Raw genomic sequence first — 23112 nt, 5'->3', positions numbered from 1 at the left:
TTCGTTCGAGCGGAGGGAAAAGAGAAGAAGGGAGGAATCAGGGCTGCTGCCAGCGCAGCAGGCGCCGTTCGGCCTGGGCCAGCAGCGCATTGCTCGCGAAGCCGATGAGCCCGAGCAGCACGATGCCGGCGAACAGCTCGCTGGCGCGGAAGGCGCGCGCGGCCAGCAGGATGGCCTGGCCCAGGCCGCTCTGCGAGGCGATCATTTCGCCCACCACCGCGACGATCAGCGCGATGGTCAGCGCGAGCCGCATGCCGGCCAGGATGTCGGGCATCGCGTTGGGCAGGCCCATCTTCCAGACATAGGCCGCGCGCGACATCTGCAGGCAGCGCGCCACCTCGGCCAGGCGCGGCTCCACGGCCGCGAAGCCGTGCACCGTGGCCAGCAGCACCGGCCACATCGCGCCGAAGGCGACCACGAACAGCACCATGCCGGGGTTGAGCCCGAAGATCGAGATCGCCAGCGGCAGCAGCGCCGAGGCCGGCAGCGGGCGCACGAACTCCAGCGTGGGCTGGACCCAGGCACGCACCGCGGGCGAGACGCCGATGGCCGCGCCGAGCAGCACGCCGGCCAGCGAGGCGAGCAGCCAGCCCTGCACCATGCGGCCCACCGTCGCGCCGGTGAAGGCGAGCAGCTCGCCGCCGCCTTCGCCCGACAGGTTCAGTCCTTCGCGCAGGCTCGCGAAGGTGGCTTGCGGGGTCGGCAGGAACACGCGGCTGACCCAGCCCGCGTTGCTCGCGATCCACCACAGCGCGACCAGCGCCAGCAGCACGCCCAGCGCGCCGAGCCGCTCCAGGCCCTGGCGTTCGTCGTGGCCGTTCATGGCGCGGCTCCCATGCGGCGCGACACGCCGCGCTGCAGCCACAGCATGGCCGCGTTGATCGCGAAGCCCACCACGCCGATCCAGCCCAGCCAGGCCAGCATCAGCGCGGGGTCGAAGCTTTGCTGCGCGATCATCATCGCGTAGCCCATGCCGTTGGGATTGGCCGCGATCTCCACCGTCACGGCCACCACCAGCGCCACCGCCACGCCGAGCCGCAGCGCGACGAACAGGCGCGGCACGATGGCCGGCAGCACGATCTTGAAGGCCCGCTCGCGCGCCGACAGGCCCAGCACGCGGCTGACCTCGAGCAGCCGCGGCTCGACCTGCTGCACCGCCGCCTGCACCAGCACCAGCAGCGGCCAGAAGGTGGCGAAGGCGACGATCGCGAGCTCCATGCGCACGCCGAAGCCGAAGCCCAGCATCGCGAGCGGGATCAGCGCGACCGAGGGCACGGGGCGCAGCACCTCGATCGTGACCGAGCCGAGCCGGGCCGCGCGGCGCGACAGCCCGAGCACCAGCCCCAGCGCGATACCGAGCACCGCGCCCAGCAGCAGGCCCAGCGCGGCGGTGCCGAGCGTGAAGCCGGTGGCCTGCCACAGCGAGCCGTCGAGCGCGGCGCCGGCGAAGGCCCTGGCCGCGGCGCTCGGCGGCGCCAGCGCATCGCTGCCCAGCGCCGCCGCGCGGCGCGCGTACCACTCGAAGGCACCGATCAGCAGCGCCGGAAACACCCAGGGCCGCAGCCCGCGCACGAGCCGGTTCTCAGTCATGGCCGTGCTCGATGAAGGCGAACAGCTCGCGCCGCAGCCGCAGGTAGTCGGGATGCTCCTTGGTCGTGAGCTGGTCGCGCGGGCGCGGGATCTTTACGTCGATCATGCGCGCGAGGCTGGGCCGCCCGGGACCGGGGTTGGCCTGCAGCGCGATCACGCGGTCGCCGAGGTAGATCGCCTCCTCGAGGTCGTGCGTGACGAACAGCACCGTGAGGCCGTCCTCGCGCACCAGCCGCGCGAGCTCGTCCTGCAGGCTCTGGCGCGTCAGCGCGTCGAGCGCGCCGAAGGGCTCGTCCATCATCATCAGCTCGGGCTTCTGCGCGAGGCAGCGCGCGATCTGCGCGCGCTGCTGCATGCCGCCCGAGAGCTGCACCGGAAACTTGTGGGCATGCTTCGCGAGCCCGACCTTGGCGAGCACGTCGGCGATGCGCGGCGCGCGCTCGGCCGCGGGCACGCCGCCGGCCTCGAGCGCGAGGCTCACGTTGCCCTCGACCGTGCGCCAGGGCAGCAGCGCGCGGCCGTAGTCCTGGAACACGAAGGCCACTTCGCGCGAGGGCTCGAGCATCTTCACGCCGTTGCGCCGCACCTCGCCCGCGCTGGCCGCGACCAGCCCGCTGGCCGCGCGCAGCAGCGTGGTCTTGCCGCAGCCGCTCGGGCCGACGATGCAGACGAACTCGCCGCGCGCCACGTCGAAGGAGGTGGGCGAGAGGATCTCGCGGCCACCGAGGCGGATGGTCACGCCGTCGAAGCGCAGGAAGGGCGCGGCGTGCCGCGCGGGGCCGCTGCCCGGCAGCGCGGCGCCCGACGGCAGCGCGCTGCGCGCCGGGTTTGGAAGGGGCGTCGCGATCATGGCGCCAACAGCTTCGCCACGTCGATGTCCGAGCGCAGCATGCCCTGGTCCTTCATCAGCCCGCTCCAGTAGGCGAGCTGCTTCTCGCTCACCACCGGGCCCGGCGGCGAGACCTGGATCTTCGCGAGCACGTCGGCCGGCAGCCGGGTGTACTTGCCGATCGAGGCGCGCACCTTCGCATCGTTCCTCGGCTGCTGCATGAAGGCCGCGGCCTCGACCAGCGCCTCGCGGAAGGCGCGTGCCGCGCCCGGGTTCTTCGCCACCCATTCGCGCTTGGCCGCGTGCACGATGGTCTGGTTGTTGTCGGGCAGGAAGGTCGAGTAGTACGAGGCCACGTAGCCCGCGCCGCTCTCGGTGATGCGGGTCATGAACGGATCGGTCGACACGACGGCATCGACCGAGCCGCCGCGCAGCAGGTCGGCATGCTGCGGGAAGGCGGCCTCGACGAAGTTGACCTTGCGGTGGTCGACGCCGCTGTCCTTGAGCCAGGCGCGGAAGGTCACGTGCAGGAACGCGCCCAGGCCCGGCACGCCGATCTTCTTGCCCACGCAGTCCTGCGCGCTCTTGATGCCGCTGCCCGCGCGCGCCACCAGGCCCGTGCTCGTGAGGGTCTTCGAGGTGAGGCCGCCGCCGGCCACCAGCACCAGGTCGAGGCCGCCGTCGACCGCCTGCAGGAACACCGAGGGCGTGGGGCCGCCGATCTGCAGCGAGTCGGACTGCAGCGCCGCGGGAATGGTGGAGTTGAGCGGGATGAACTTGAGCTCGACCTCGAGGTTGCGCTTCCTGAAGAAGCCCTCGTCGGCCGCCACGAACACCGAGCCGAAATCGGTCACGGCCGTGTAGCCGAACACGATCTTCGGCTGGGGCTGGGCGCGCGCGGGCAATGCCGCGGCCGTCGATGCCGTGGCCAGGGCCGACAGCAGGGTGCGTCTCTTCATCATGGTTTTTCTCTCCTGAGGGGTGCTTTCTTCTGGGGTGACTTGGCGCTCTTCGGCCGTGGCAGCGCATGGCGCAGGCCGCCGACGATGAAGTTCACGAGCATCGGCGCCATGGCCGGATCGCCGGGCGTGTTCTCGCCGCGCGACAGGCGCGCGATGCGGCTGCTGTTCAGATGGTTCATGAGCGCGCCGAGCGCGAACTGGTAGCCCCAGGCGACCTCGCCGCGCGTGGCATGCGGCAGCACGAGGTGCAGCGCATCGATGAAGGCCTCGGCCAGCGGATCGAAGTAGGCGCGCAGCACGCGGTCGGCCTCTTCGGTGGTGTTGGCGAGTTCGCGCGCCACCAGCAGCGCGTAGTACTCGCCCTCGGAGCTCGCGCGCAGCGCCAGCACCGGCGCGATGAAGGCCTCGATGATGCGCGGCAGCGTGCGCGCGTCGTCGGGGTCGAGGTTCACCGCCGCCAGCCCCGCGAGCCGCGCCTCGATCGAGTGGGCCCAGTGCTCGAAGATGGCGTGGAACAGCTCGTGCTTCTGGCCGTGGTAATAGCCCACCAGTGCCAGCGGCACGCCGGCCTCCTCGGCGATCTGGCGGATCGTCACCGCGTGGTAGCCGTGCTGCGCGAACAGCTTCTCGGCCGCCAGCAGGATCGCCTGCTTGCGATCGGGCCGCGCCGTCTCGATGGCGACAGCGGCGGCGGACGATGCGCTCGGACGCGCGGCGCGGCGCTTGGCGGTGGGTGTGCGGGTGCTCATGGAGGTGTATTGAACGCTTGTACAAAAATATTGAACACACGTACAAACCCTGAGGTCAACCCCCCTTGAGCGCACTCCGTCACGGCGCTACGCTCGGTCCATGCCCGCTCCCAACATTCCCCAGATCCGCCTCTACCAAGACTGGCTGCGCGACACGCGCGGCCTCGCTTTCGACCACTACGACGCCCTGTGGCGCTGGTCCGTCACCGAGCTCGATGCCTTCTGGCAGAGCATCTGGGACTACGCCCGCATCGAATCGCCCACGCCGCACACGGCCGTGCTCGCCGAATCGCGCATGCCGCTCGCGCGCTGGTTTCCCGGCGCCCAGGTCAACTATGCGCGCGAGGTGTTGCGTCATGTCGACGCGGCCCACGCGGCCGGCATGCCCGCGATCGTCAGCGACAACGAGCGCGGCGAGGTGCGCGAGCTGTCGTGGCCCGAGATGCGGCGCCAGGTCGCGTCGGTCGCGCTCACGCTGAAATCGCTCGGCGTGAAGCGCGGCGACCGCGTCGCGGCCTACATGCCCAACGTGCCCGAGACCATGGTGGCCTTCCTGGCCTGCTCGAGCATCGGCGCGATCTGGAGCGTGTGCGCGCCCGACATGGGCACGGCCGCCGTGGCCGACCGCTTCCGCCAGATCGAACCCACCCTGCTGATCGCGGTCGACGGCGTGCACTACGGCGGCAAGCCGCTCGACCGCAGCGCCGTGCTGCAGGAACTGCGCGGCCAGCTGCCGAGCGTGCGCCGGCTGCTGCTCGTGCCCTCGCCCCATGCCACGGGCCAGGTGGCGCACGACGTCGACTGGGCCCGGGCCACCGCGCGCGACGACGCCGAAGTCGCGGCCTTCGAACCCGAATCGCTGCCCTTCGACCATCCGATCTGGATCGTCTACTCGAGCGGCACCACCGGCCTGCCCAAGCCCATCGTGCACGGCCAGGGCGGCATCATCCTCACCATGCATGCCTGCGGCCTGCACAACGACGTGGGCGCGAGCTACGGCGCCAACAACTTCGGCGAGCGCTACCACTGGTACAGCTCCACCGGCTGGGTGATGTGGAACTCGCAGCTCTCGGGCCTAGCCTTCGGCGCCACCATCTGCATCTACGACGGCAACCCGGCCGGCAGCAAGGAGAAGCCCGACTGGGGCGTGCTGTGGCGCTTCGTCGCGCGGCACCAGGTCACCTTCTTCGGCGCGGGCGCGGCCTACTTCAGCAACTGCATGAAGGCCGGGCTGGTCGCGAAGGACTGCGGCGATCTCTCGCGCGTGCGCGCGCTCGGCAGCACCGGCTCGCCGCTGCCCGAGGAGGTGCAACGCTGGGGCACGCGGCAGTTGCGCGAGGCGGGCTCGAAGGACGTGTGGTGGTGCAACATCTCGGGCGGCACCGATTTCTGCGGTGCCTTCGTCGGCGGCCACCGCGAGCTGCCCGAGGTGCCGGGCCAGATGCAGTGCCGCGAGCTCGGCCATGCGGTCGAGGCCTGGAACGAGCAGGGCCAGCCGGTCATCGGCGAGGTCGGCGAGCTGGTCTGCACCCAGCCCATCCCGTCGATGCCGCTCTACTTCTGGGGCGACGAGGGCAATGCGCGCTACGTCTCGAGCTACTTCGACACCTACCCCGGCGTCTGGCGCCACGGCGACTGGATCCGGATCGGCAGCGACGGCGGCTGCATCATCTACGGCCGCAGCGACGCCACCATCAACCGCCAGGGCCTGCGCATGGGCACCAGCGAGATCTACAGCGCGGTCGAGGGCCTGCCCGAGGTGCTCGACTCGATGGTGGTCGACCTCGAGTACCTGGGCCGCGAGAGCTACATGCCGCTGTTCGTGGTGCTGCGCCCCGGCGTCGCGCTCGACGATGCGGTGCGCGCGCGGCTCAACCATGCGATCAAGACCTCGCTGTCGCCGCGCTTCGTGCCCAACGACATCTTCCAGGTGGCCGAGATCCCGCGCACGCTCTCGGGCAAGAAGCAGGAGCTGCCGATCAAGAAGCTGCTGCTGGGCCAGCCGATCGAGAAGGTGGTGAACCGCGAGGCGATGGCCAACCCCGGCAGCCTCGACTGGTACGTGGCCTTCGCGGCGCAGCGCGCGTCCGTATGATGGCGCGATGCTTTCCAGACGCAACATCCTCCTTCTCGCGATCGCCGGCGGCGTGGCCGGCGCCACGCTGCTGAGCGCCTGCGCCACCTCCTCCACTCCCGCACCCGCGGCCGCGCCGCTCGTGGTGAGCGGCACCGTGAGCTACCGCGAGCGCATCGCGCTCGATCCCGCCGCCGAGGTGCGCGTGCAGCTGCTCGACGTCTCGCGCATGGACGCGCCCTCGGTCGTGCTGGCCGAGCAGCGCATCCGCGCCGACGGTCGCCAGCCGCCGTTCGCCTACACGCTGCAGGTCGACGCGGCCCGCATCGATCCGCGCATGCGCTACGCCGTGGCGGCGCGCATCGTGCGCGGCGAACAGCTGCTGTTCATCAACGACACGCAGTACAGCGTGCTCACGCAGGGCCAGGGCACGCGCGCGGACCTGGTGCTGGTGCGCGTCACGCCCGCGCCGCCGCCGCGCTGAGCCTCACGAGGTGTGAAGAAACCGTAGCGAGCGCCCCGAGGTCGCGCCGAGGACCGGAGCCGTACCTTGTACGGTGAGGACCGCAGGTGCGAGATCGGGGCGCGCAGCAGGTTGATTCACACCTCGTCAAGCGAGCAGCTCGTAGAGCACCATCTTCGTCTGCCGGCCGCGCAGCTCCACCTGCTCTTCCACGCGGCGCGTCGCGAGCCGGCCCTTGAGCCCGGCATGGGTCACTTCCGACACCAGCAGCTGCGTGCCGAGCTGCTTGTTGATGCCCTCGATGCGGCTCGCCACGTTGATCACGTCGCCGAAGGCCGTGTACGACAGCCGGTCGTTCGAGCCCAGCACGCCCGCGATCACCATGCCGGTGTGGATGCCCACGCGGGTGCGGAACTCGGGCAGTGCCTGGCTGTGCCACTGGCGGTTGAGCGCGCGCATCTCGGCCTGCAGCTCGAGCGCCGCGAGGCAGGCCTTGTACTCGGCATCGGGCAGGTCGGCGGGCGCGCCCCACAGCACCATGATCCCGTCGCCGATGAACTTGTCGATCACGCCGCCATGGCGCGCGAACACGCGCGCCGCGAGGTTGAAGTAGTCGGTGAGCTGGCCCACCAGCACGGCCGGCGGCATCGACTCGGAGATGCTCGTGAAGCCCTCCACGTCGGTGAACATCACGGTCACGCGGCGCGGCGAGCCGTTGGGTGCAAGCGCATGGCCCTGCGCGATGAGCTGGTTGATCACGTCCACCGGCACGAACTTGCTGAAGGCCTTGAGGCTGCGCGCCGACTCGTCGAGCGCCTGGTCCAGGTGCTGGATCTCGAGCACCCGGCTCGGCTCGCGCGGCAGGCTGTCGAGCTCGAGCATGCCGATGCGGCGCGCGATGCGCGACAGGTTCTCGACCGGCGCCGTCACCAGCTTCGACAGCCGCAGCGAGATCGCGAGCGCCACCGCGAGGAAGCCCAGCACCAGCAGCATCGACCACAGCACCGCGCGGCGCAGGCTGCCGAGCAGCACGTCCTCGGGCACCCAGCTCACCAGCTCCCAGCCGGTGGCCTGGATGCGCGAGGTCTGCGCCAGGAAGCGCTGCCCCTGGTAGCTGAAAGAGAACGCGGTGTCGACCTGGCTGCCCGCCGTGCCGTCGTCCACCATGTGGCGATGCAGTTCGTCGAGCACGCCCGTGCTGGCTTCGAGCCGGTGCTGCACGCCGGGCATGTCGCTGCGCGCGAGCACGCGATAGTCGCGCGTGAGCAGCGCGCTGCCGCCGAAGCCGCTGCTGCTGAACTGCCGCACGAAATCCGAGAGCCGGCCCAGCGACACGTCGCCGGCCACCACCAGCGCCTGCGGCTTGCCGTCGGCGTAGCGGCGCTGGCTCGGCAACGCGTAGGTCACGCCCAGCTCCTGAGCGGCCGCGAACACGTAGGGCTGGGTCCACACCGGGCCCCTGGCCGTGCGCGCCTCGATGAACCAGCTGCGGGTGCGCGGGTCGTAGCCGCTCTGGAAGGCCTCGAGGCGGATCGTCTCGTAGCGCTGCTGGAAGTCGGCCTCGGCCGCCAGCGGCCGCTTGTACTGCCAGGTCTCGGTGGTGCCCTGCTGCCCGGCCTCGATGTAGCGGACCGCGGGCGCGGGATAGCGCAGCGCCATCAGCATCCGGCCCTCGTCGTTGGCGACATAGAGGCTGTCGAGCTCGGGCGACTGCTGCAGCATGGTCCACAGCATCTCGGCCGTCCATTCGCTGCGGTCGCCCGCGGGCCGCAGGCTCGGCGTGCCCGCGATGGCGCCGACCACCGACTCGGCTTTGGCGAGGAAGGCATTGACCTTGTCCTCGGTGCGGTCGTGGTTCGACTTGTGGGCCGATATCCCGATGCGCGAGACCAGCCGCTGCGAGCCCCAATAGCCGAGCGCGACCAGCAGCAGCGATTGCGTGAGCGCGACCACGCTCACGATGGTGCCCACGTCGACCCGGAAGTGACGGGTACGGCGCCGCGAGGGCGCCGGGTTCGAGGCGGGACCGAGATCCGATGGCCGTGTGACAGAAGCGGCCGCTTCGGAAGACGGCCGCGCGGCCGGGTCCGGCACGCCGGACGGATATCTGTTCATACTGCTCCCTGTCTGCCCACGCGCATCCGGGGCCGAAGGGCCGCGGATCGGCAGCCGGCGGTCTCGCTGTCCGATCAGTGCGTCGGAAATGCTGGCGAGTGCCGGATGCGGGGCGGATTCTCGCTCCACTCCCTCGAAGTGGGCGAAAGCTGTGCCGGGACAGTCGGAGATTCGGCCTTGGCGCGCGCCTATTGGGCGTCGTGGAAGATCAGCCCCAGCGTCTGGCGCCGGCCCGAGCGCACGCGGCTCACGCCATGGCGCATCGTCACGCGGTAGCTGCCGCGCGTGCCCGCCACGGGCCGCTGGTTGACCGCGAAGATCACGGCCTCGCCCTGTGCCAGCGGCACCACCTCGGCGCGCGACTGCATGCGTGGGCGCTGCTCGGTCAGCACGAACTCGCCGCCCGTGAAGTCCTCGCCGGGCCGGCTCAAGAGCACCGTGAGCTGCAGCGGGAACTGCAGTTCGCCGTACAGATCCTGGTGCAGGCAGTTGTAGTCGTCCTCGCCGTAGCGCAGCAGCAGGGGTGTCGGCCGCTGCTGCCCGGCCGCGTGGCAGCGCGTGAGATAGTCCGCGTGCGCGGCGGGATAGTCGGCCGGCAGGCCCATCGCCTGGGCCCAGGCATTGGCCAGCGGCGCGAGCCGTTCGTAAAGCGCGACGCGCCATGCCGCGACCGGTTCGGGCAGCGGATAGGCGAGGTACTGGTACTCGCCCTGGCCGAAGCCATGGCGCTGCATCACGACGCGGCTGCGGAAATGTTGCGGTTCGTCGTACATCGCGGCCAGCGCCGCGCACTGGCGCGGACCGAGCAGGCGGCCGGTGGTGGCGCAGCCGCGCGCGGCGAGGTCGGCTTCGATGCGGGGCCAGTCGAGCGCATCGATCACGGAAGCGGGGGAGGGCATGGGGCGAGTGTGGCCCGGGCGGAGGCTTCGGGCTCGCCGTTTCCGGACGCGGCTTTCAGGCCGCGTTCACAGCGGCGTGCGCGAAGGCCGGCCGGAAGCTCGTCGCGCGGCATAGCCTTCAACCCTCGCGGGCCTGCGCGAGCAGCCAGTCGCTGAAGAACTTCAAGAGCGGCCGCTGGTCGGCGCGCTCGGGCGTCACGAGGTAGTAGGCGCGCTCGCCCGCGAGCGGCCGCGGGCAGGCCACCACCAGCTCGCCGCGCGCGAGTTCGTCGGCCACCAGCATGGTCGGCATCAACGCCACGCCCAGGCCCTGCGAGGCGGCCGCCGCCAGGATCGAGAACAGCTCGTAGCGCGGGCCGCCGCGCGCATTGGGGGCGTCGACCTGCTGCGCATCGAACCACTGGCGCCAGCCGTCGGGCCGCGTGCTCTGCTGCAGCAGCGGCATGTGCGCGATGGCCGTGGGCGAGACCGGCTTGCCGCGCGGCAGCAGCGCGGGGCTGCAGACCGGCACCACGTCCTCCTGCATCAGCGGCAGCGCGTGCGTGCCGGCCCAGTTCTGCACCTGCGCCACCGTGCCCGCGTAGAGCGCGGCGTCGAACTCCGCGTCGGCGAACAGGAAGGGCCGGGTGCGCGTCTCGATGTGCATCACCACGTCGGGCTGCAGCGCCGCGAAGCCCTTGAGCCGCGGCATCAGCCAGCGCGTGGCGAAGGTGGGCACGGCCGCCAGCGACAGCGAGCCGCCCTCGCCCTGGTGCGCCATCGCGTCGAGCGTGTCGCGCTCCATCGCCTCGAGCCGCTTGGCGGTCTGCCGCGCATAGGCCGCGCCGCTCGCGGTCAGCGCCACGCCGTGGCGCGTGCGGCGGAACAGCGCCACGCCGAGGAAGGCCTCGAGCGTGCCGATCTGGCGCGACACCGCGCTCTGGGTGAGCGCGAGTTCCTGCGCGGCGCGCGTGTAGCTCTCGTGGCGCGCGGCCGCGTCGAAGCACACGAGGGTCTGCAGGGGCGGGATCTTGCGGCGCATGTATGCCGCGAGTGTATGACTGGCAAAGGGCTTTCATCAATGAAAGCACGGTTCGGGCAACGCCCCAGACATTCTGTATCCGCATATCTGGGTGAGGATTCATCGTTTGCGCCGCGCCCCCTGCCTCGCTAGGATCGGCCGATCCCCCTCTTTTCCCCTTTTCCGGAGACAGCCGCATGGCCGCCAAAGCTTCCTTCCACTGGGACGACCCCTTCCTGCTCGACCAGCAGCTCACCGACGACGAGCGCATGATCCGCGACGCGGCCAATGCCTACTGCCAGGAGCGCCTGGCACCGCGCGTGCTCGAGGGCTTCCGCACCGGCGAGACCGACCCGGCGATCTTCCGCGAGATGGGTTCGCTGGGCCTGCTGGGCCCGACGATCCCCGAGCAGTACGGCGGCCCCGGCCTCAACTACGTGGCCTATGGCCTGATCGCGCGCGAGGTCGAGCGCGTCGATTCGGGCTATCGCTCGATGGCCAGCGTGCAGAGCTCGCTCGTGATGGTGCCGATCTTCGAATTCGGCTCCGAGGGCCAGAAGCAGAAGTTCCTGCCCAAGCTCGCCACCGGCGAATGGATCGGCTGCTTCGGCCTGACCGAGCCCGACCATGGTTCCGACCCCGGCAGCATGGCCACGCGCGCCAAGAAGGTGCCGGGCGGCTACGCGCTCACCGGCAGCAAGATGTGGATCAGCAATTCGCCGATCGCCGACGTGTTCGTGGTCTGGGCCAAGGAAGTCAGCGAGAGCGGCGCCGTCGGCCCGATCCGCGGCTTCGTGCTCGAGAAGGGCATGAAGGGCCTGAGCGCCCCGGCGATCCACGGCAAGGTCGGCCTGCGCGCCAGCATCACCGGCGAGATCGTGATGGACAACGTGTTCTGCCCCGAGGAGAACGCCTTCCCCGAGGTGCAGGGTCTCAAGGGTCCGTTCACCTGCCTCAACAGCGCCCGCTACGGCATCTCGTGGGGCGCGCTCGGCGCCGCCGAGGACTGCTGGCACCGCGCGCGCCAGTACACGCTGGACCGCAAGCAGTTCGGCCGCCCGCTGGCCGCCAACCAGCTGATCCAGAAGAAGCTGGCCGACATGCAGACCGAGATCTCGCTGGGCCTGCTGGGCAGCCTGCGCCTGGGCCGCATGAAGGACGAAGGCACGGCCGCGGTCGAGATCACCTCGATCATGAAGCGCAACAACTGCGGCAAGGCCCTCGACATCGCCCGCCTGGCGCGCGACATGATGGGCGGCAACGGCATCAGCGACGAATTCGGCGTGGCGCGCCACCTCGTGAACCTCGAGGTCGTGAACACCTACGAAGGCACGCACGACATCCATGCGCTGATCCTCGGTCGCGCGATCACGGGCATCGCCGCGTTCGCGAATTGAAGCCAGACACGGACTTCCGGACGCAGAGGACGCGAAGGATTCGCGAAGGACGCGAAAGGAAGTCCATCTTCCTTGAAATGAATCTTTTGCGCCCTTCGCGGAACCTTCGCGTTCTTCGCGTCCGGGCAGCCCGAATTCCATCCGCATCGCCATGACCCAAGCAGCCCTCGACGGCATCAAGGTTCTCGATCTGTCCCGCGTGCTCGCGGGCCCGTGGTGCACGCAGATCCTCGCGGACCTGGGCGCCGATGTCGTCAAGATCGAGCGTCCCGGCGTCGGCGACGACACCCGCACCTGGGGCCCGCCCTTCGTGAAGGACGCGAACGGCAACGACAGCGACCAGGCCAGCTACTTCACCGCCTGCAACCGCAACAAGCGCTCGGTCACCATCGACATGGCCACGCCCGACGGCCAGGCGCTGCTCAGGCAGATGGCGGCGCAGGCCGACGTGGTGGTGGAGAACTTCAAGACCGGCGGCCTGAAGCAGTACGGCCTCGACCAGGAGACGCTGCGCCGTGCCAACCCGCGGCTCATCTACTGCAGCGTCACCGGCTTCGGCAACGACGGCCCCTATGCCGAGCGCGCGGGCTACGACCTGATGATCCAGGCCATGACCGGCATGATGAGCATCACCGGCCGCCCCGACGGCGAGCCCGGCGGCGGCCCGCTGCGCGTGGGCGTCGCGCTCACCGACATCTTCACCGGCGTCTACGCGAGCACCGCGATCCTCGCCGCGCTGCAGGTGCGGCACCGCACCGGCGAAGGCCAGCACATCGACATGGCGCTGCTCGACGTGGGCATGGCGATCCTCGCCAACCAGGCCAGCGCCTTCCTCAACACCGGCAAGGCGCCGGCGCGCCAGGGCAACACCCATCCGAGCCTCGCGCCCTATCAGGACTTCCCGACGCTGGATGGCGCGATGCTGCTGGCGATCGGCAACAACGGCCAGTTCGCGCGCTTCTGCGAGGCCGCGGGCCAGCCCGGCTGGGCCAGCGACGCGCGCTTCGCGACCAACACGCTGCGCGTGAAGCACCGCGGCGTGCTGATCCCGATGATGGAAGAACTCACGCGCACGCGCACCACGGCCGACTGGGTCGCGCTGCTCGAGGACAAGGCCGTGCCCTGCGGCCCGATCAACGACATCGCGCAGGCCTTCGACGATGCGCAGGTCAAGGCGCGCGGCCTCGCGGTCACGCTGCCGCGCGACGCGGGCGACGGCATCACGGCCATCACCGGCGTGGCGAGCCCGCTGCGCCTGTCGGCCACGCCGCCGGTGCTGCGCCGTGCGCCGCCCGCGCTGGGCCAGCACACGCGTGAGGTGCTCGGCGAGCTGGGCATCGACGCGGCGCGTTTCGAGGCGTTGCGCGCCGCGGGCGTGGTCTGACACACTGGCGGGCATGACCCGCCCGCACGATCCTTCCGATGCCGCGCCGTTCGCGCTGCGGCGCATCGATCACCTGGTGCTGCGCGTGCGCGATGCCGAGCGTTCCATCGCCTTCTATGTCGGCGTGCTCGGCTGCACGGTCGACAAGCGGCGCGACGACCTCGGCCTGGTGCACCTGCGCGCGGGCGCGAGCCTGATCGACCTCGTCACGCACGACGGCAAGCTGGGCCGCGCGGGTGGTGCGCTGGCCGGCCGCGAGGGCCGCAACCTCGACCACCTGTGCCTGCGCATCGAGCCCTTCGACGAGGCCGCGATCCGCGAGCGCATGGCGCGCCATGGCGTCGAGGTCGATGGCGAGGTGCAGAACAACTACGGGGCCGAGGGCACGGGGCCCTCGATCTACCTGCGCGATCCCGACGGCAACGGCGTCGAGCTCAAAGGGCCGGCCGCCTAGCCGCGCCCGAGCACGGCCACCGCGAACACCGCCACGCCCAGCACCAGGTTCAGGCTCACGAGCTTGCGCACCAGGTCGAGCCGGCCCGCGGCCACCGGCCAGGCGCCGTCGTCGACCGCGCGCCGCATCGCGCGGAACACCGAGGCGCGGATGTAGACGTAGATCGCGGCCATCACGATCGCGATGCCCATCATCGCCTCGACGCGCCAGTGCACGCCGCGGAAGCCGCCCGTGGCCAGGATCATCGCCACGCCCGTCACGAACAGCAGCGTGACCGAGGCATCGACCCCGACGAAGAAGCGCCGCAGGGTCGCGGCCATCATGCGCAGGCGCAGCGGCGGCTCGAGCGTGGCGACGGCGGCCGGGCGCACCGCGAAGTGCATGAGGGCCATGCCGCCGACCCAGAAGGCGGCGCACAGCAGGTGGACGAAGAGCGGGAGCAGGTAGGACATGGCGGCGATCAGACCACCGAAGCCCGCCGCGCGCAACGATCTCCCCGCGCGCCCCTCAGCCCGCGCGCGCGCGTGGCGCCGGCTTGCGAACCTTGGCCGGCCCGGCGTCCGCGTAGCGCTTCATGTCGCGCACCACGCAGCGCAGCAGCTCGGCCGCGGCCGGCGACAGCAGGCGCCCGTGGCGCGACACGATGTGCGAGCGGCCCTGCGACAGCAGCGGGTTCTTCATCGGCAGCTCGATCAGCTCGGGATGGTCGGCATTCGGCGTCAGCGAGATCCGCGTGCCCAGCGTGTAGCCGAGCCCGGCCGAGACGAAATGGCCGAGCGCGCTGAACGAGGTGGTGGTCAGCACCGAAGGCAGCCGCACGCCCTCGCTGATCTCGGCCGCCTCGATGTGCTGGCGCACGCCGAAGTTGCGGTGCAGCGTGGCGCCCGGGTAGGGCAGCAGGTCGGCGAGCTTGAGCGGCCGGCCCAGTTGCGCGAGCGGATGCGAGCGCAGCACCAGCGCCTGGATCGGCTGCGGATGCGACTGGTGCGAGGTCAGCCGCTCGTCCCGCGGCGGCTGGAACAGCATGCCGATGTGGGCGCGCTCCTCGACCACGCGGCGCACGATCTCGTCGGTGCTGGCCACGTCGAGGTCGATGGTGATCCCCGGATGCGTGGTCATGAACTCGCGCAGGCTGTGGCGCATCAGCCAGTCCACGTAGCCCTCGCCGACCACGATGTCGATGTGGCCGCGCTCGATCTTGCGGATGCTGTCCATCTGCGCCATCAGGTGCTGCTTCTGGCTGTTCTGGCGGCGCACGTAGCCGGCCAGCATCTCGCCCGCGTCGGTGGGCACCACGCCGCGGCCATGGCGCTCGAGCAGCGGCACGCCGCACTCCTGCTCGAGGATGCCGATCGCGCGGCTGACGGCCGAGGGGTCCATGTCGAGCACGTCGGCCGCGCCGCGCACCGAGCCGCTGTCGAGCACCTGCATGAAGTAGCGCACGCGGCGCGTGTCGAGCCTGTCGTCCATCGCCCGGTCTCCTGAGTGTTGCATTCAATGCATCGAATATCCCGATTTGCGGTCATTGATGCAATAGGCCTACATGGAGAAACTCGCCGCCATCCGCCAGCAAAGGCTTCACCCACGGCTCCAGACCGACGCCCCACCCATGACCTCCGCCGCCTCCGTTCCCGTCACGGCCGCGCCCTCCGGCGCTTCCGGAAAACTCAAGCTCGCGGTCGTCACGCTGGCCATCGTGGCCGCGGCCGAGCTGGTCGGCCCGGTGCAGTTCAGCGTCGGCCCGGGCAAGGTGGCGCTGCTGCCGATGCTGTGGGCGCTGCTGATCGCCGCGGTCTGGGGCATCGCGTACCGCCGCGTACCGGGCGTGGCGCGCGTCGCCACCGCCGAGCAGTCCTTCGCGGGCGGCCTGCTCAACGCCGGCCTGCTGCTGTTCGTGGTGAAGCTGGGCCTCACGGTCGGCGCCGCGCTGCCGCAGGTCAAGCAGGCCGGCTGGGCGCTGCTGTTCCAGGAGTTCGGCCACGCGCTCGGCACCCTGGCGCTGGGCCTGCCGCTGGCGCTGCTGCTGGGCATCAAGCGCGAGGCCGTGGGCGCCACCTTCTCGGTGGGGCGCGAAGGCAACCTCGTGATCATCGGCGAGAAGTACGGCATGGCCTCGCCCGAGGGCCGCGGCGTACTGGCCGAATACATCACCGGCACCGTGCTGGGCGCGCTGTTCATCGCGGTGCTGGCGGGCTTCATCGCCAGCCTGCACGTCTTCGATCCGCGCTCGCTGGCCATGGGCGCCGGCGTGGGCTCGGGCAGCCTGATGGCGGCCGCGCTGGGCGCCATCGCCGCGCAGCAGCCGGCCGAGATGCTGCCGCAGCTCACGGCCATCGCCGCCGCCTCGAACCTGCTGACCACCGTCGCGGGCTTCTACTTCACGCTGTTCCTCTCGCTGCCGCTGTGCTCGTGGCTTTACGGCAAGCTCGAGCCGGTGCTGGGCCGCTTCTCGAAGCGCGGCGCGACCGATGCGGGCACCGCCGCCATGTCGCAGGTCAGCGTGGCGCATGGCGGCGCGCTGCCGCTGCGCGACACGCTGATCGCCTGGGCCGTGGTGGGCGGCGGCGTGCTGATCGGCAACTCGCTGACCTACAAGGTGCCGCTCCTGGTCTCGCTCGAGGGCATGCTGGCCGTGGTGGCGATCGCGCTGGCGGTCGAGGGCCTCAAGCGGCTGGTGCCGCGTCTGCCGATGGTGCTGGTGCTGTCGGTGGTGGCCACGGTGGTGGGCATCCCGGGCCTGCTGCCGTTCTCCGACGCGCTGATCGCGCTCACCGCCAAGCTCAACTTCCTGGCCTTCACCACGCCGGTGCTCGCGCTGGCCGGCTTCTCGGTGGCGAAGGACCTGCCGGTGTTCCGCCAGCTCGGCTGGCGCATCGTGGTGGTGTCGCTGACCGCCACGGCCGGTACCTTCCTCGGCGCTACCCTGATCGCCGAATTCTTCCACTGACCCCACGAGAGAACCCCACCATGTACCGCGACCCCGAAATCGCCGAAGACACCCGCGCGCGCATGCAGGCCTGGCGCCGCGACATCCACGCCAATCCCGAGACCGCGTTCGAGGAGCACCGCACCGCCAACGTGGTCGCCAACGCGCTGATGCTGATGGGCCTGCCGGTGCACCGCGGCCTGGCCGGCACCGGCGTGGTCGGCACGCTTTCGAACGGCGACGGCCCGAGCATCGCGCTGCGCGCCGACCTCGACGCGCTCAACATGCAGGAGTTGGGCACGCAGGCCCATGCCTCGAAGTGCGTGGGCAAGATGCACGCCTGCGGCCACGACGGCCACACCGCGATGCTGCTCGGCGCGGCCGAGCACCTGTCGCGCCACAAGCCCTTCAAGGGCACGGTGCATTTCGTGTTCCAGCCGGCCGAGGAGAACGAGGGCGGCGGCCGCGTGATGGTCGAGGAAGGCCTGTTCGACCAGTTCCCCGCCGATGCCGTCTACGGCATGCACAACTTCCCGAGCCTGCCGCGCGGCCGCTTCGCGATCCGCAAGGGCACCATGACGGCCTACCTCGACACCTTCGAGATCGTGGTCACCGGCAAGGGCAGCCATGGCGCCATGCCCGAGACCGGCATCGACTCGGTGGTGGTCTCGGCGCAGCTCATCAATGCGCTGCAGACCATCGTGAGCCGCCGCACCGGCGCCACCGACTCGGCCGTGGTCAGCGTCACGCAGATCCATGGCGGCGACACCTGGAACGTGATCCCCGAGACCGTGGTGCTGCGCGGCACCGTGCGCACGCTCGACGCCGCGATCCAGGACAAGACCCAGGCCGCGATGCAGCAGATCTGCGAGGGCGTGGCCACCACCCACGGCGCGAAGGTGGCGCTCGACTACCGCCGCGGCTATCCGGGTGTGGTCAACACGCCGGCCGAGACCGATGCCGCGATCGCCGCGGCCGCCAGCCTGGTCGAGCGCGAACAGGTGCTGACCGACATCCCGCCGGCCATGGGCTCGGAGGACTTCGCCTTCATGCTGCAGAAGCGCCCGGGCGCCTACATCGGCATCGGCGCGGGCGAGGGCCCGAACGATCCGAACGTCCACAACCCCTACTACGACTTCAACGACAACATCCTGCCGCTGGGCGCGGCCTACTGGGTGGCACTGGTCAAGCAGCAGCTTCCGGCCGCATGATGCGCTGATGCTGTCCGCCTTCGACATCTTCAAGATCGGCATCGGGCCCTCGAGCTCGCACACCGTGGGCCCGATGCGCGCGGCGCTGCTGTTCGCGCGCTCGCTCGAGCAGCGGGGCCTGCTCGCGCGCGTCGCGCGATTGCGCGTCGACCTGTTCGGCTCGCTCGGCGCCACCGGCCACGGCCATGCGACCGACCAGGGCGTGATCCTCGGCCTGTTCGGCGACGCGCCCGACACGGTGCGACCCGAGACCGTGCAGCCGCGGCTCGAGGCGCTGCGCCGCACCGGCACGCTGATGCTGCTCGGCACCACGCCGATCGCCTTCGACCGCGTGCGCGACATCGTGTTTCGCGGCGAGGAGTCGCTGCCCGAGCATCCCAACGCGATGCGCTTCACCGCCTTCGCCACCGACGATGCGGTGCTCGCCGAGGGCAGCTATTTCTCGGTCGGCGGCGGCTTCGTCGTCGAGGGCGGCCAGGCCGTGGCCCAGACCGCGGCGGTGGCGGTGCCGCATCCGTTCTCGACGGGCGACGAACTGATGGCGCAATGCCGGGAGAACGGCCTCTCGGTGGCCGCGCTGGTGCTGCGCAACGAATGCGCCTGGCGCCCCGAGGCCGAGGTGCGCGCGGGCCTGCTGCGCATCTGGGGCGTGATGCAGCAGTGCGTGCAGCGCGGCTTCGGCATCGACAACCCGCTGGCCGCCCAAGCGCTGCCCGGCCCGCTGCGCATGCGCCGGCGCGCGGGCGAGCTGCATCGCGAGCTGCTGGCGCAGGCCGGCGCGGCCGATCCGCTCGCGGCCATGGACTGGGTCAATGCCTTCGCGATGGCCGTGAACGAGGAGAACGCGGCCGGCGGCCGCGTGGTGACCGCGCCCACCAACGGCGCGGCCGGCGTGGTGCCGGCCGTGATGCACTACTACCAGCGCTTCGTGCCGAATGCGAGCGACGCGGGCATCGTCGACTTCCTGCTCACGGCCGCGGCGATCGGCATGCTCTACAAGACCAACGCCTCGATCTCGGGCGCCGAGGTCGGCTGCCAGGGCGAGGTCGGCGTGGCCTGCTCGATGGCGGCCGGTGCGCTGGCCGCGGTGCTCGGCGGCACGCCGGCGCAGGTCGAGAACGCGGCCGAGATCGGCATGGAGCACAACCTCGGCCTGACCTGCGACCCGGTCGGCGGCATGGTGCAGATCCCCTGCGTGGAACGCAATGCCATGGGCGCGGTGAAGGCCATCAACGCGGCGCGCATGGCGCTGCGCGGCGACGGCAGCCACTACGTTTCGCTCGACGCCGTGATCCGCACCATGAAGCAGACCGGCGAGGACATGAAGTCGACCTACAAGGAGACCTCGCTCGGCGGGCTCGCGGTCAACGTGGTCGAGTGCTGAGCCCGCCCCACACCTTGTCAGGGCACGAACATGTCCCACGGCCCCTTGCCTACTGGCAGGCCGGGCCGCGCGGTCAGCGAGGCCAGCGGCTCGCCGGCCTCGAAGCGCGCGGCCAGGTCCGCGGGGTCGAACACCACGCCCATGAAGTTCTCGGCATAGGCACCGCCCGCGAAGAAGGCATCGACCTCGGCGGCGGTCTCGAACACGTCGTGCTGCAGCTCGAGCCGATGGCCGTCGGGGTCGCGGTAGTACATCGAGATCGTCGGCCCGTGGTTGATGCACCAGTAGGGCACGATGCCGAGCGCGGCCAGTCGCCGGTGGTTGGCGAGCAGCGCGGCCAGCGAGCCGTAGGTGAAGGCGATGTGCTCGAGCCCGGTGTTCGCATCGGCCTCGCGGCCCAGGTCGGGGCGCGCGATCAGGCCGATGCGGTGGTGCTCGTCGTCGTAGCTCAGGAAGCACAGCATCTCGTTCTCGAAGGCCACGCGCGCCTGCAGCACCGCGAGGTACCAGGCGCGCGAACGCGCGAGCTCGGCCACGCGCAGCACCACGTGGGCGAGCTTCACGGGTCGCAATTCGGAGGAGGCGAGGTCGGGCAGGGCGCGCTTGGGTTCGTTCATCGGGCGGTCTCCAGGGGTTCTTCCACCACGCGGTTCTCGATGTGGCCGATGCCCTCGATCTCCACGCGCACCACGTCGCCCGGCACCAGGTAGCGCGGCGGGTCCATCAGGCCGCCGACGCCGGCGGGGCTGCCGGTGCTCAGCACGTCGCCGGGCCAGGGCCTGTTAACGCTATGCAAGGGGTCGCGCTGCTTCGCCAAGGGGCTGGATGCAAGGCGCCCGTGCGCAGCAAGGCGTCCGCCTTGCAAGCGCGGGCAACGCCGCAGACGGCCCCTTGGCGAAGCAGCCCGGAGGGAAGCTCACCAGAGCCCGCCCCTCGGCGTTGCGCTCCTTGCGTGTGCGGACGCACACGCGGCGTCGCGCGCCTTGATGGGCGGGCTCTGGTGAGCTTCGCGACCCCTTGCATAGCGTTAACAGGCCCTTGCGTGAAGGCGGTGCTCAGCTCGACCAGCATGGCCTCGATGCGATGGATCATCTGGGCGGTGTTGCCGTCCTGGCGCAGCTCGCCGTTGACCCAGGTGCGCAGCCGCAGCGCATGCGGGTCGGCAATCTCGTCGCGCGTCACCAGCCAGGGGCCGAAGGGGCCGTGGGTGTCGAAGGACTTGCCCAGGGTGTGCGTGGGCGCGCGCAGCTGCCAGTCGCGCACGCTCATGTCGTTGATCACGACGTAGCCCGCGACCATGGCCATCGCTTCCTCGGCGCGCACATGGCGGCAGCGCCGGCCGATGACCACGCCGAGCTCGCCCTCGTAGTCGAACTGCGCCGACACGCGCGGCCGGTGCACCTCGTCGAAGGGGCCGGCCACGCACGACACCTGCTTGTTGAACCACACCTGTCCCGGCGGCCGCACGAGGCCCAGCTTCGCGGCCTCCTCGAGGTGCGAGGCGTAGTTGCCGCCGAGGCCGAGGAACTTGCGCGGCGCGGGCACCGGCGCCGCGAGCTTCACATCGGCCAGCGGCAGGCGCGGCGCCGTCTCGATGGCCGCGCGCAGCCAGGCCAGGCCCTCGTCACCGCGCGCCAGCAGCTCGCGCACGCCGGCCGGCGCGCCGGGCAGGGCGCTGGCGTCGAGCACTTCGTCGTTTCGGACCACGCCGAAGCGAAGGGCACCGCGGTGATGGAAGCTGGCGATTTTCATGGGCGTGGACATTGACCGATACGAGGCGATCGATGATGCTGATGGAACGAAGCGACAACAATCCGCCAAAAAAGAACGGATCGTTCTGCCAGCGGAACAGGAGACATGGACGATTTCAACGACCTCGCGCTGTTCGCGCACGTGGTGCAGCAGCAGGGCTTCAGCGCCGCGAGCCGGCACCTGGGCATTCCCAAGTCGCGCCTGAGCCGCCGCGTCGCGCAGCTCGAGGAACGGCTGGGCGTGCGGCTGTTGCAGCGCAGCTCGCGCCGGCTGCTGCTGACCCATGTCGGCGAGCAGTTCTACGAGCGCTGCCAGGCCACAGTGGCCGCGGGCGAGGAGGCCTTCGACGTGGTGCGCCAGGCCGTCGCGCGGCCGCAGGGGCCGCTGCGCGTGAGCGCGCCCTTCACGCTCGCGCAGTTCTGGCTCACGCCGCTGATCCCTGATTTCATGCGCGCCTTTCCCGAGGTGCGGCTCTCGCTGGAAGTGAGCCACCGGCGCGTCGATCCGCTGCAGGAGAACGTCGACGTGGTGCTGCGCGTGCGGCGCCCGCCGTTCGAGGACTCGAGCCTGGTCGCGCGGCCGCTGGGCCGCACGGTCGACGTGCTGCTCGCGAGCCCGGCGCTGCTCGAGCGCCTGGGCACGCCCGCGAGCCTCGACGACCTGGCCGCCTGGCCGATGCTCTCGCTGCCCGACACCGGCGAGCGCCACCTGTGGCGGCTGGAGCAGGGAAAGCAGGTGCACGAGCTGGGCTTCGTGCCGCGCCTGGTCACCGACGACATGTTCGCGCTCCGGCACGTGGCGCTGCAGGGCCTGGGCGTGGCGCTGCTGCCCGAGATCCTGTGCCGCGACGAGTTGCGCGAGGGCCGCCTGGTGCGCCTGTTTCCCGACTGGGCCTGCACCGCGAGCGAGATCCAGGCGGCCTTCGCCTCGCGCCGCGGCATGCTGCCGGCGGTGCGCGCCTTCATCGACCACCTGCTGGCCCATCCGCCCGGCGCTCCGCAGCCGGGCGCTGGCTTATCCTGAACGGCTTCGCGCCCTTCGCCGCCCCGGCATCGAATTTCATCGAAAGAAGGAAGAGACTCCATGACCCCCACGAACCCCACCGTCGCCGAGAAACGCGCGGCCTTCCGCGCGCTGCATGCCCAGGGCTGCTTCGTCATCCCCAACCCCTGGGACACCGGCAGCGCGCGCTACCTCGAAGGCCTGGGCTACAAGGCACTCGCCACCACCAGCTCGGGCTTCGCCTGGTCGCACGGCCAGGCCGACGGCGCCATCGCGCGCGACGCGGTGCTCGCGCACCTGCGCGAACTGGTGGCGGCCACCGCGCTGCCGGTCAATGCCGACTTCGAGAACGGCTTCGGCGCCGATCCGCAGGCCGTGGCCCAGAGCGTGCGGCTCGCGGTCGAGACCGGCGTGGCCGGCCTGTCGATCGAGGACTCGACCGGCAACGCCGATGCACCGCTGTTCCCCATCGAGGTCGCGGTCGAGCGCATGCGCGCCGCGCGCGGTGCCATCGATGCGGCGGGCGGCGACACGCTGCTGGTCGGCCGCGCCGAGAACTTCTTCGCCGGCCGGCCCGACCTCGACGACGCGATCGCGCGCCTCAGGGCCTATGCCGAGGCCGGCGCCGACTGCCTCTATGCGCCCGGCATCAAGACGCGCGAGCAGATCGCGGCCGTGGTCGCGGCGGTCGCGCCCAAGCCGGTGAACCTGCTGGTCGGCGCGATCAGCGAACTCACGATGAAGGACATCGAGGCGCTCGGCGTGCGCCGCGTCAGCGTGGGCGGCGCGATGGCGCGCGCGGCCTGGGGCGGCTTCATCCGCGCCGCGCGCACGCTGGCCGACGAGGGGCGCTTCGACGGCTTCGCCGACGCCGCGCCCGGGGCCGAGCTCAACGCCTTCTTCAAGCCTTTCGGCCGCTGA

General features: G+C 70.9%; 23 protein-coding genes. 10 read left to right on the top strand and 13 right to left on the bottom strand.

The genetic code is table 11. From position 1 onward, the window contains the following. Positions 1–37 precede the first annotated feature (37 nt). From ACEN9J_RS20220 to ACEN9J_RS20200, 5 genes are read right to left on the bottom strand one after another with little or no spacing between them, the layout of a single operon-like run. The gene (locus ACEN9J_RS20220) at positions 38–823 is read right to left on the bottom strand and encodes an ABC transporter permease (protein ID WP_082321640.1); all 786 of its coding nucleotides are present in this window, start codon (positions 821–823) and stop codon (positions 38–40) included. Further along, positions 820–1590, bottom strand: a complete 771-nt coding sequence (locus tag ACEN9J_RS20215; protein ID WP_057592343.1) for an ABC transporter permease — start codon at positions 1588–1590, stop codon at positions 820–822. The genes ACEN9J_RS20220 and ACEN9J_RS20215 overlap by 4 nt, the downstream gene beginning before the upstream one ends. Further along, a complete protein-coding gene (locus tag ACEN9J_RS20210) occupies positions 1583–2440 on the bottom strand; it encodes an ABC transporter ATP-binding protein (protein ID WP_261212241.1) in 858 nt (285 codons plus the stop codon). The genes ACEN9J_RS20215 and ACEN9J_RS20210 overlap by 8 nt, the downstream gene beginning before the upstream one ends. Further along, a complete protein-coding gene (locus ACEN9J_RS20205; RefSeq protein WP_413761885.1) occupies positions 2437–3381 on the bottom strand; it encodes an ABC transporter substrate-binding protein in 945 nt (314 codons plus the stop codon). The genes ACEN9J_RS20210 and ACEN9J_RS20205 overlap by 4 nt, the downstream gene beginning before the upstream one ends. Beyond that, positions 3378–4130, bottom strand: a complete 753-nt coding sequence (locus tag ACEN9J_RS20200) for a TetR/AcrR family transcriptional regulator (RefSeq protein WP_057592346.1) — start codon at positions 4128–4130, stop codon at positions 3378–3380. Before ACEN9J_RS20200 ends, ACEN9J_RS20205 begins: the two co-directional genes overlap by 4 nt. Positions 4131–4230: 100 nt before the next feature. Between ACEN9J_RS20200 and ACEN9J_RS20195 the strand changes: the two genes are divergently transcribed. Together ACEN9J_RS20195 and ACEN9J_RS20190 are read left to right on the top strand one after the other, a co-directional pair. After that, a complete protein-coding gene (locus tag ACEN9J_RS20195) occupies positions 4231–6225 on the top strand; it encodes an acetoacetate--CoA ligase (RefSeq protein ID WP_413761884.1) in 1995 nt (664 codons plus the stop codon). Between the two features lie 7 nt (positions 6226–6232). Beyond that, positions 6233–6688 (top strand): YbaY family lipoprotein, encoded by a 456-nt coding sequence (locus ACEN9J_RS20190; protein ID WP_413761883.1) that lies wholly within the window; start codon positions 6233–6235, stop codon positions 6686–6688. Between the two features lie 126 nt (positions 6689–6814). Here ACEN9J_RS20190 and ACEN9J_RS20185 read toward each other — a convergent pair whose 3' ends face one another. From ACEN9J_RS20185 to ACEN9J_RS20175, 3 genes are all read right to left on the bottom strand, one after another. Further along, positions 6815–8782 (bottom strand): adenylate/guanylate cyclase domain-containing protein, encoded by a 1968-nt coding sequence (locus ACEN9J_RS20185; RefSeq protein WP_057592349.1) that lies wholly within the window; start codon positions 8780–8782, stop codon positions 6815–6817. Between the two features lie 188 nt (positions 8783–8970). Next, complete coding sequence (locus tag ACEN9J_RS20180; RefSeq protein ID WP_413761882.1) at positions 8971–9681, bottom strand: 2OG-Fe(II) oxygenase; 711 nt, start codon at positions 9679–9681, stop codon at positions 8971–8973. Between the two features lie 118 nt (positions 9682–9799). Further along, positions 9800–10702, bottom strand: a complete 903-nt coding sequence (locus tag ACEN9J_RS20175; protein WP_413761881.1) for a LysR substrate-binding domain-containing protein — start codon at positions 10700–10702, stop codon at positions 9800–9802. A 176-nt stretch (positions 10703–10878) separates the two neighbouring features. Here ACEN9J_RS20175 and ACEN9J_RS20170 point away from each other — a divergent pair, with 176 nt between their 5' ends. The 3 genes from ACEN9J_RS20170 (at position 10879) to ACEN9J_RS20160 (ending at position 13916) form a co-directional block, all read left to right on the top strand. Next, a complete protein-coding gene (locus tag ACEN9J_RS20170) occupies positions 10879–12078 on the top strand; it encodes an acyl-CoA dehydrogenase (protein WP_296732768.1) in 1200 nt (399 codons plus the stop codon). Between the two features lie 151 nt (positions 12079–12229). After that, positions 12230–13462 carry a CaiB/BaiF CoA transferase family protein gene (locus ACEN9J_RS20165; RefSeq protein ID WP_296732765.1) on the top strand — a complete coding sequence of 411 codons (1233 nt, stop codon included), beginning with the start codon at positions 12230–12232 and terminating at the stop codon, positions 13460–13462. 13 nt (positions 13463–13475) lie between these two features. Beyond that, the gene (locus ACEN9J_RS20160) at positions 13476–13916 is read left to right on the top strand and encodes a VOC family protein (RefSeq protein WP_413761880.1); all 441 of its coding nucleotides are present in this window, start codon (positions 13476–13478) and stop codon (positions 13914–13916) included. Here the strand turns inward: ACEN9J_RS20160 and ACEN9J_RS20155 are convergent. Together ACEN9J_RS20155 and ACEN9J_RS20150 are read right to left on the bottom strand one after the other, a co-directional pair. Beyond that, complete coding sequence (locus ACEN9J_RS20155; RefSeq protein ID WP_057592357.1) at positions 13913–14368, bottom strand: CopD family protein; 456 nt, start codon at positions 14366–14368, stop codon at positions 13913–13915. The two genes, ACEN9J_RS20160 and ACEN9J_RS20155, sit on opposite strands and share 4 nt — an antisense overlap. Positions 14369–14423: 55 nt before the next feature. Further along, complete coding sequence (locus ACEN9J_RS20150; protein ID WP_413761879.1) at positions 14424–15386, bottom strand: LysR family transcriptional regulator; 963 nt, start codon at positions 15384–15386, stop codon at positions 14424–14426. Positions 15387–15525: 139 nt separating this feature from the next. On the opposite strand from ACEN9J_RS20150, the gene ACEN9J_RS20145 reads away from it, so the two are divergent. From ACEN9J_RS20145 to ACEN9J_RS20135, 3 genes are read left to right on the top strand one after another with little or no spacing between them, the layout of a single operon-like run. Continuing rightward, entirely contained in the window at positions 15526–16863 is a 1338-nt protein-coding gene (locus ACEN9J_RS20145) for a DUF3100 domain-containing protein (RefSeq protein WP_413761878.1), read from the top strand. A gap of 20 nt (positions 16864–16883) precedes the next feature. After that, a complete protein-coding gene (locus ACEN9J_RS20140) occupies positions 16884–18053 on the top strand; it encodes a M20 aminoacylase family protein (protein WP_413761877.1) in 1170 nt (389 codons plus the stop codon). 4 nt (positions 18054–18057) lie between these two features. Beyond that, on the top strand, positions 18058–19437 hold the full coding sequence (locus ACEN9J_RS20135) for an L-serine ammonia-lyase (RefSeq protein WP_413764582.1): 1380 nt from the start codon (positions 18058–18060) through the stop codon (positions 19435–19437). A 17-nt stretch (positions 19438–19454) separates the two neighbouring features. On the opposite strand, the gene ACEN9J_RS20130 is transcribed toward ACEN9J_RS20135, so the two are convergent. Genes ACEN9J_RS20130 through ACEN9J_RS20120 form a run of 3 tightly spaced genes read right to left on the bottom strand, consistent with a single transcriptional unit; the run spans position 19455 to position 21189 of the window. Continuing rightward, complete coding sequence (locus tag ACEN9J_RS20130) at positions 19455–20054, bottom strand: VOC family protein (RefSeq protein WP_413761876.1); 600 nt, start codon at positions 20052–20054, stop codon at positions 19455–19457. Continuing rightward, complete coding sequence (locus ACEN9J_RS20125; protein ID WP_413761875.1) at positions 20051–20200, bottom strand: fumarylacetoacetate hydrolase family protein; 150 nt, start codon at positions 20198–20200, stop codon at positions 20051–20053. The genes ACEN9J_RS20130 and ACEN9J_RS20125 overlap by 4 nt, the downstream gene beginning before the upstream one ends. After that, positions 20194–21189, bottom strand: coding sequence for a fumarylacetoacetate hydrolase family protein (locus ACEN9J_RS20120; RefSeq protein WP_413761874.1), 996 nt, complete (start codon positions 21187–21189; stop codon positions 20194–20196). Before ACEN9J_RS20120 ends, ACEN9J_RS20125 begins: the two co-directional genes overlap by 7 nt. Before the next feature lie 105 nt (positions 21190–21294). Here ACEN9J_RS20120 and ACEN9J_RS20115 point away from each other — a divergent pair, with 105 nt between their 5' ends. Together ACEN9J_RS20115 and ACEN9J_RS20110 are read left to right on the top strand one after the other, a co-directional pair. After that, positions 21295–22212, top strand: coding sequence for a LysR substrate-binding domain-containing protein (locus tag ACEN9J_RS20115; protein WP_413761873.1), 918 nt, complete (start codon positions 21295–21297; stop codon positions 22210–22212). Between the two features lie 60 nt (positions 22213–22272). Then, positions 22273–23112, top strand: a complete 840-nt coding sequence (locus ACEN9J_RS20110; RefSeq protein WP_413761872.1) for an isocitrate lyase/PEP mutase family protein — start codon at positions 22273–22275, stop codon at positions 23110–23112.

Origin of the sequence: Variovorax sp. Varisp41, from assembly GCF_047325085.1 — a bacterium.
In the GTDB taxonomy this organism is placed as follows: Bacteria; Pseudomonadota; Gammaproteobacteria; order Burkholderiales; family Burkholderiaceae_C; genus Variovorax.
This window is presented reverse-complemented; position numbering and strand designations above follow the sequence as displayed.

Bases quoted from the DNA above. Each gene is read 5' to 3' on its own strand.
- ACEN9J_RS20215 (WP_057592343.1), bottom strand. From the start codon at position 1,590: ATGACTGAGAACCGGCTCGTGCGCGGGCTGCGGCCCTGGGTGTTTCCG.
- ACEN9J_RS20200 (WP_057592346.1), bottom strand. From the start codon at position 4,130: ATGAGCACCCGCACACCCACCGCCAAGCGCCGCGCCGCGCGTCCGAGC.
- ACEN9J_RS20170 (WP_296732768.1), top strand. From the start codon at position 10,879: ATGGCCGCCAAAGCTTCCTTCCACTGGGACGACCCCTTCCTGCTCGAC.
- ACEN9J_RS20155 (WP_057592357.1), bottom strand. From the start codon at position 14,368: ATGTCCTACCTGCTCCCGCTCTTCGTCCACCTGCTGTGCGCCGCCTTC.
- ACEN9J_RS20205 (WP_413761885.1), bottom strand. From the start codon at position 3,381: ATGATGAAGAGACGCACCCTGCTGTCGGCCCTGGCCACGGCATCGACG.
- ACEN9J_RS20220 (WP_082321640.1), bottom strand. From the start codon at position 823: ATGAACGGCCACGACGAACGCCAGGGCCTGGAGCGGCTCGGCGCGCTG.
- ACEN9J_RS20130 (WP_413761876.1), bottom strand. From the start codon at position 20,054: ATGAACGAACCCAAGCGCGCCCTGCCCGACCTCGCCTCCTCCGAATTG.
- ACEN9J_RS20115 (WP_413761873.1), top strand. From the start codon at position 21,295: ATGGACGATTTCAACGACCTCGCGCTGTTCGCGCACGTGGTGCAGCAG.
- ACEN9J_RS20120 (WP_413761874.1), bottom strand. From the start codon at position 21,189: ATGAAAATCGCCAGCTTCCATCACCGCGGTGCCCTTCGCTTCGGCGTG.
- ACEN9J_RS20175 (WP_413761881.1), bottom strand. From the start codon at position 10,702: ATGCGCCGCAAGATCCCGCCCCTGCAGACCCTCGTGTGCTTCGACGCG.
- ACEN9J_RS20160 (WP_413761880.1), top strand. From the start codon at position 13,476: ATGACCCGCCCGCACGATCCTTCCGATGCCGCGCCGTTCGCGCTGCGG.
- ACEN9J_RS20185 (WP_057592349.1), bottom strand. From the start codon at position 8,782: ATGAACAGATATCCGTCCGGCGTGCCGGACCCGGCCGCGCGGCCGTCT.
- ACEN9J_RS20150 (WP_413761879.1), bottom strand. From the start codon at position 15,386: ATGGACGACAGGCTCGACACGCGCCGCGTGCGCTACTTCATGCAGGTG.
- ACEN9J_RS20110 (WP_413761872.1), top strand. From the start codon at position 22,273: ATGACCCCCACGAACCCCACCGTCGCCGAGAAACGCGCGGCCTTCCGC.
- ACEN9J_RS20190 (WP_413761883.1), top strand. From the start codon at position 6,233: ATGCTTTCCAGACGCAACATCCTCCTTCTCGCGATCGCCGGCGGCGTG.
- ACEN9J_RS20195 (WP_413761884.1), top strand. From the start codon at position 4,231: ATGCCCGCTCCCAACATTCCCCAGATCCGCCTCTACCAAGACTGGCTG.
- ACEN9J_RS20165 (WP_296732765.1), top strand. From the start codon at position 12,230: ATGACCCAAGCAGCCCTCGACGGCATCAAGGTTCTCGATCTGTCCCGC.
- ACEN9J_RS20140 (WP_413761877.1), top strand. From the start codon at position 16,884: ATGTACCGCGACCCCGAAATCGCCGAAGACACCCGCGCGCGCATGCAG.
- ACEN9J_RS20210 (WP_261212241.1), bottom strand. From the start codon at position 2,440: ATGATCGCGACGCCCCTTCCAAACCCGGCGCGCAGCGCGCTGCCGTCG.
- ACEN9J_RS20145 (WP_413761878.1), top strand. From the start codon at position 15,526: ATGACCTCCGCCGCCTCCGTTCCCGTCACGGCCGCGCCCTCCGGCGCT.
- ACEN9J_RS20180 (WP_413761882.1), bottom strand. From the start codon at position 9,681: ATGCCCTCCCCCGCTTCCGTGATCGATGCGCTCGACTGGCCCCGCATC.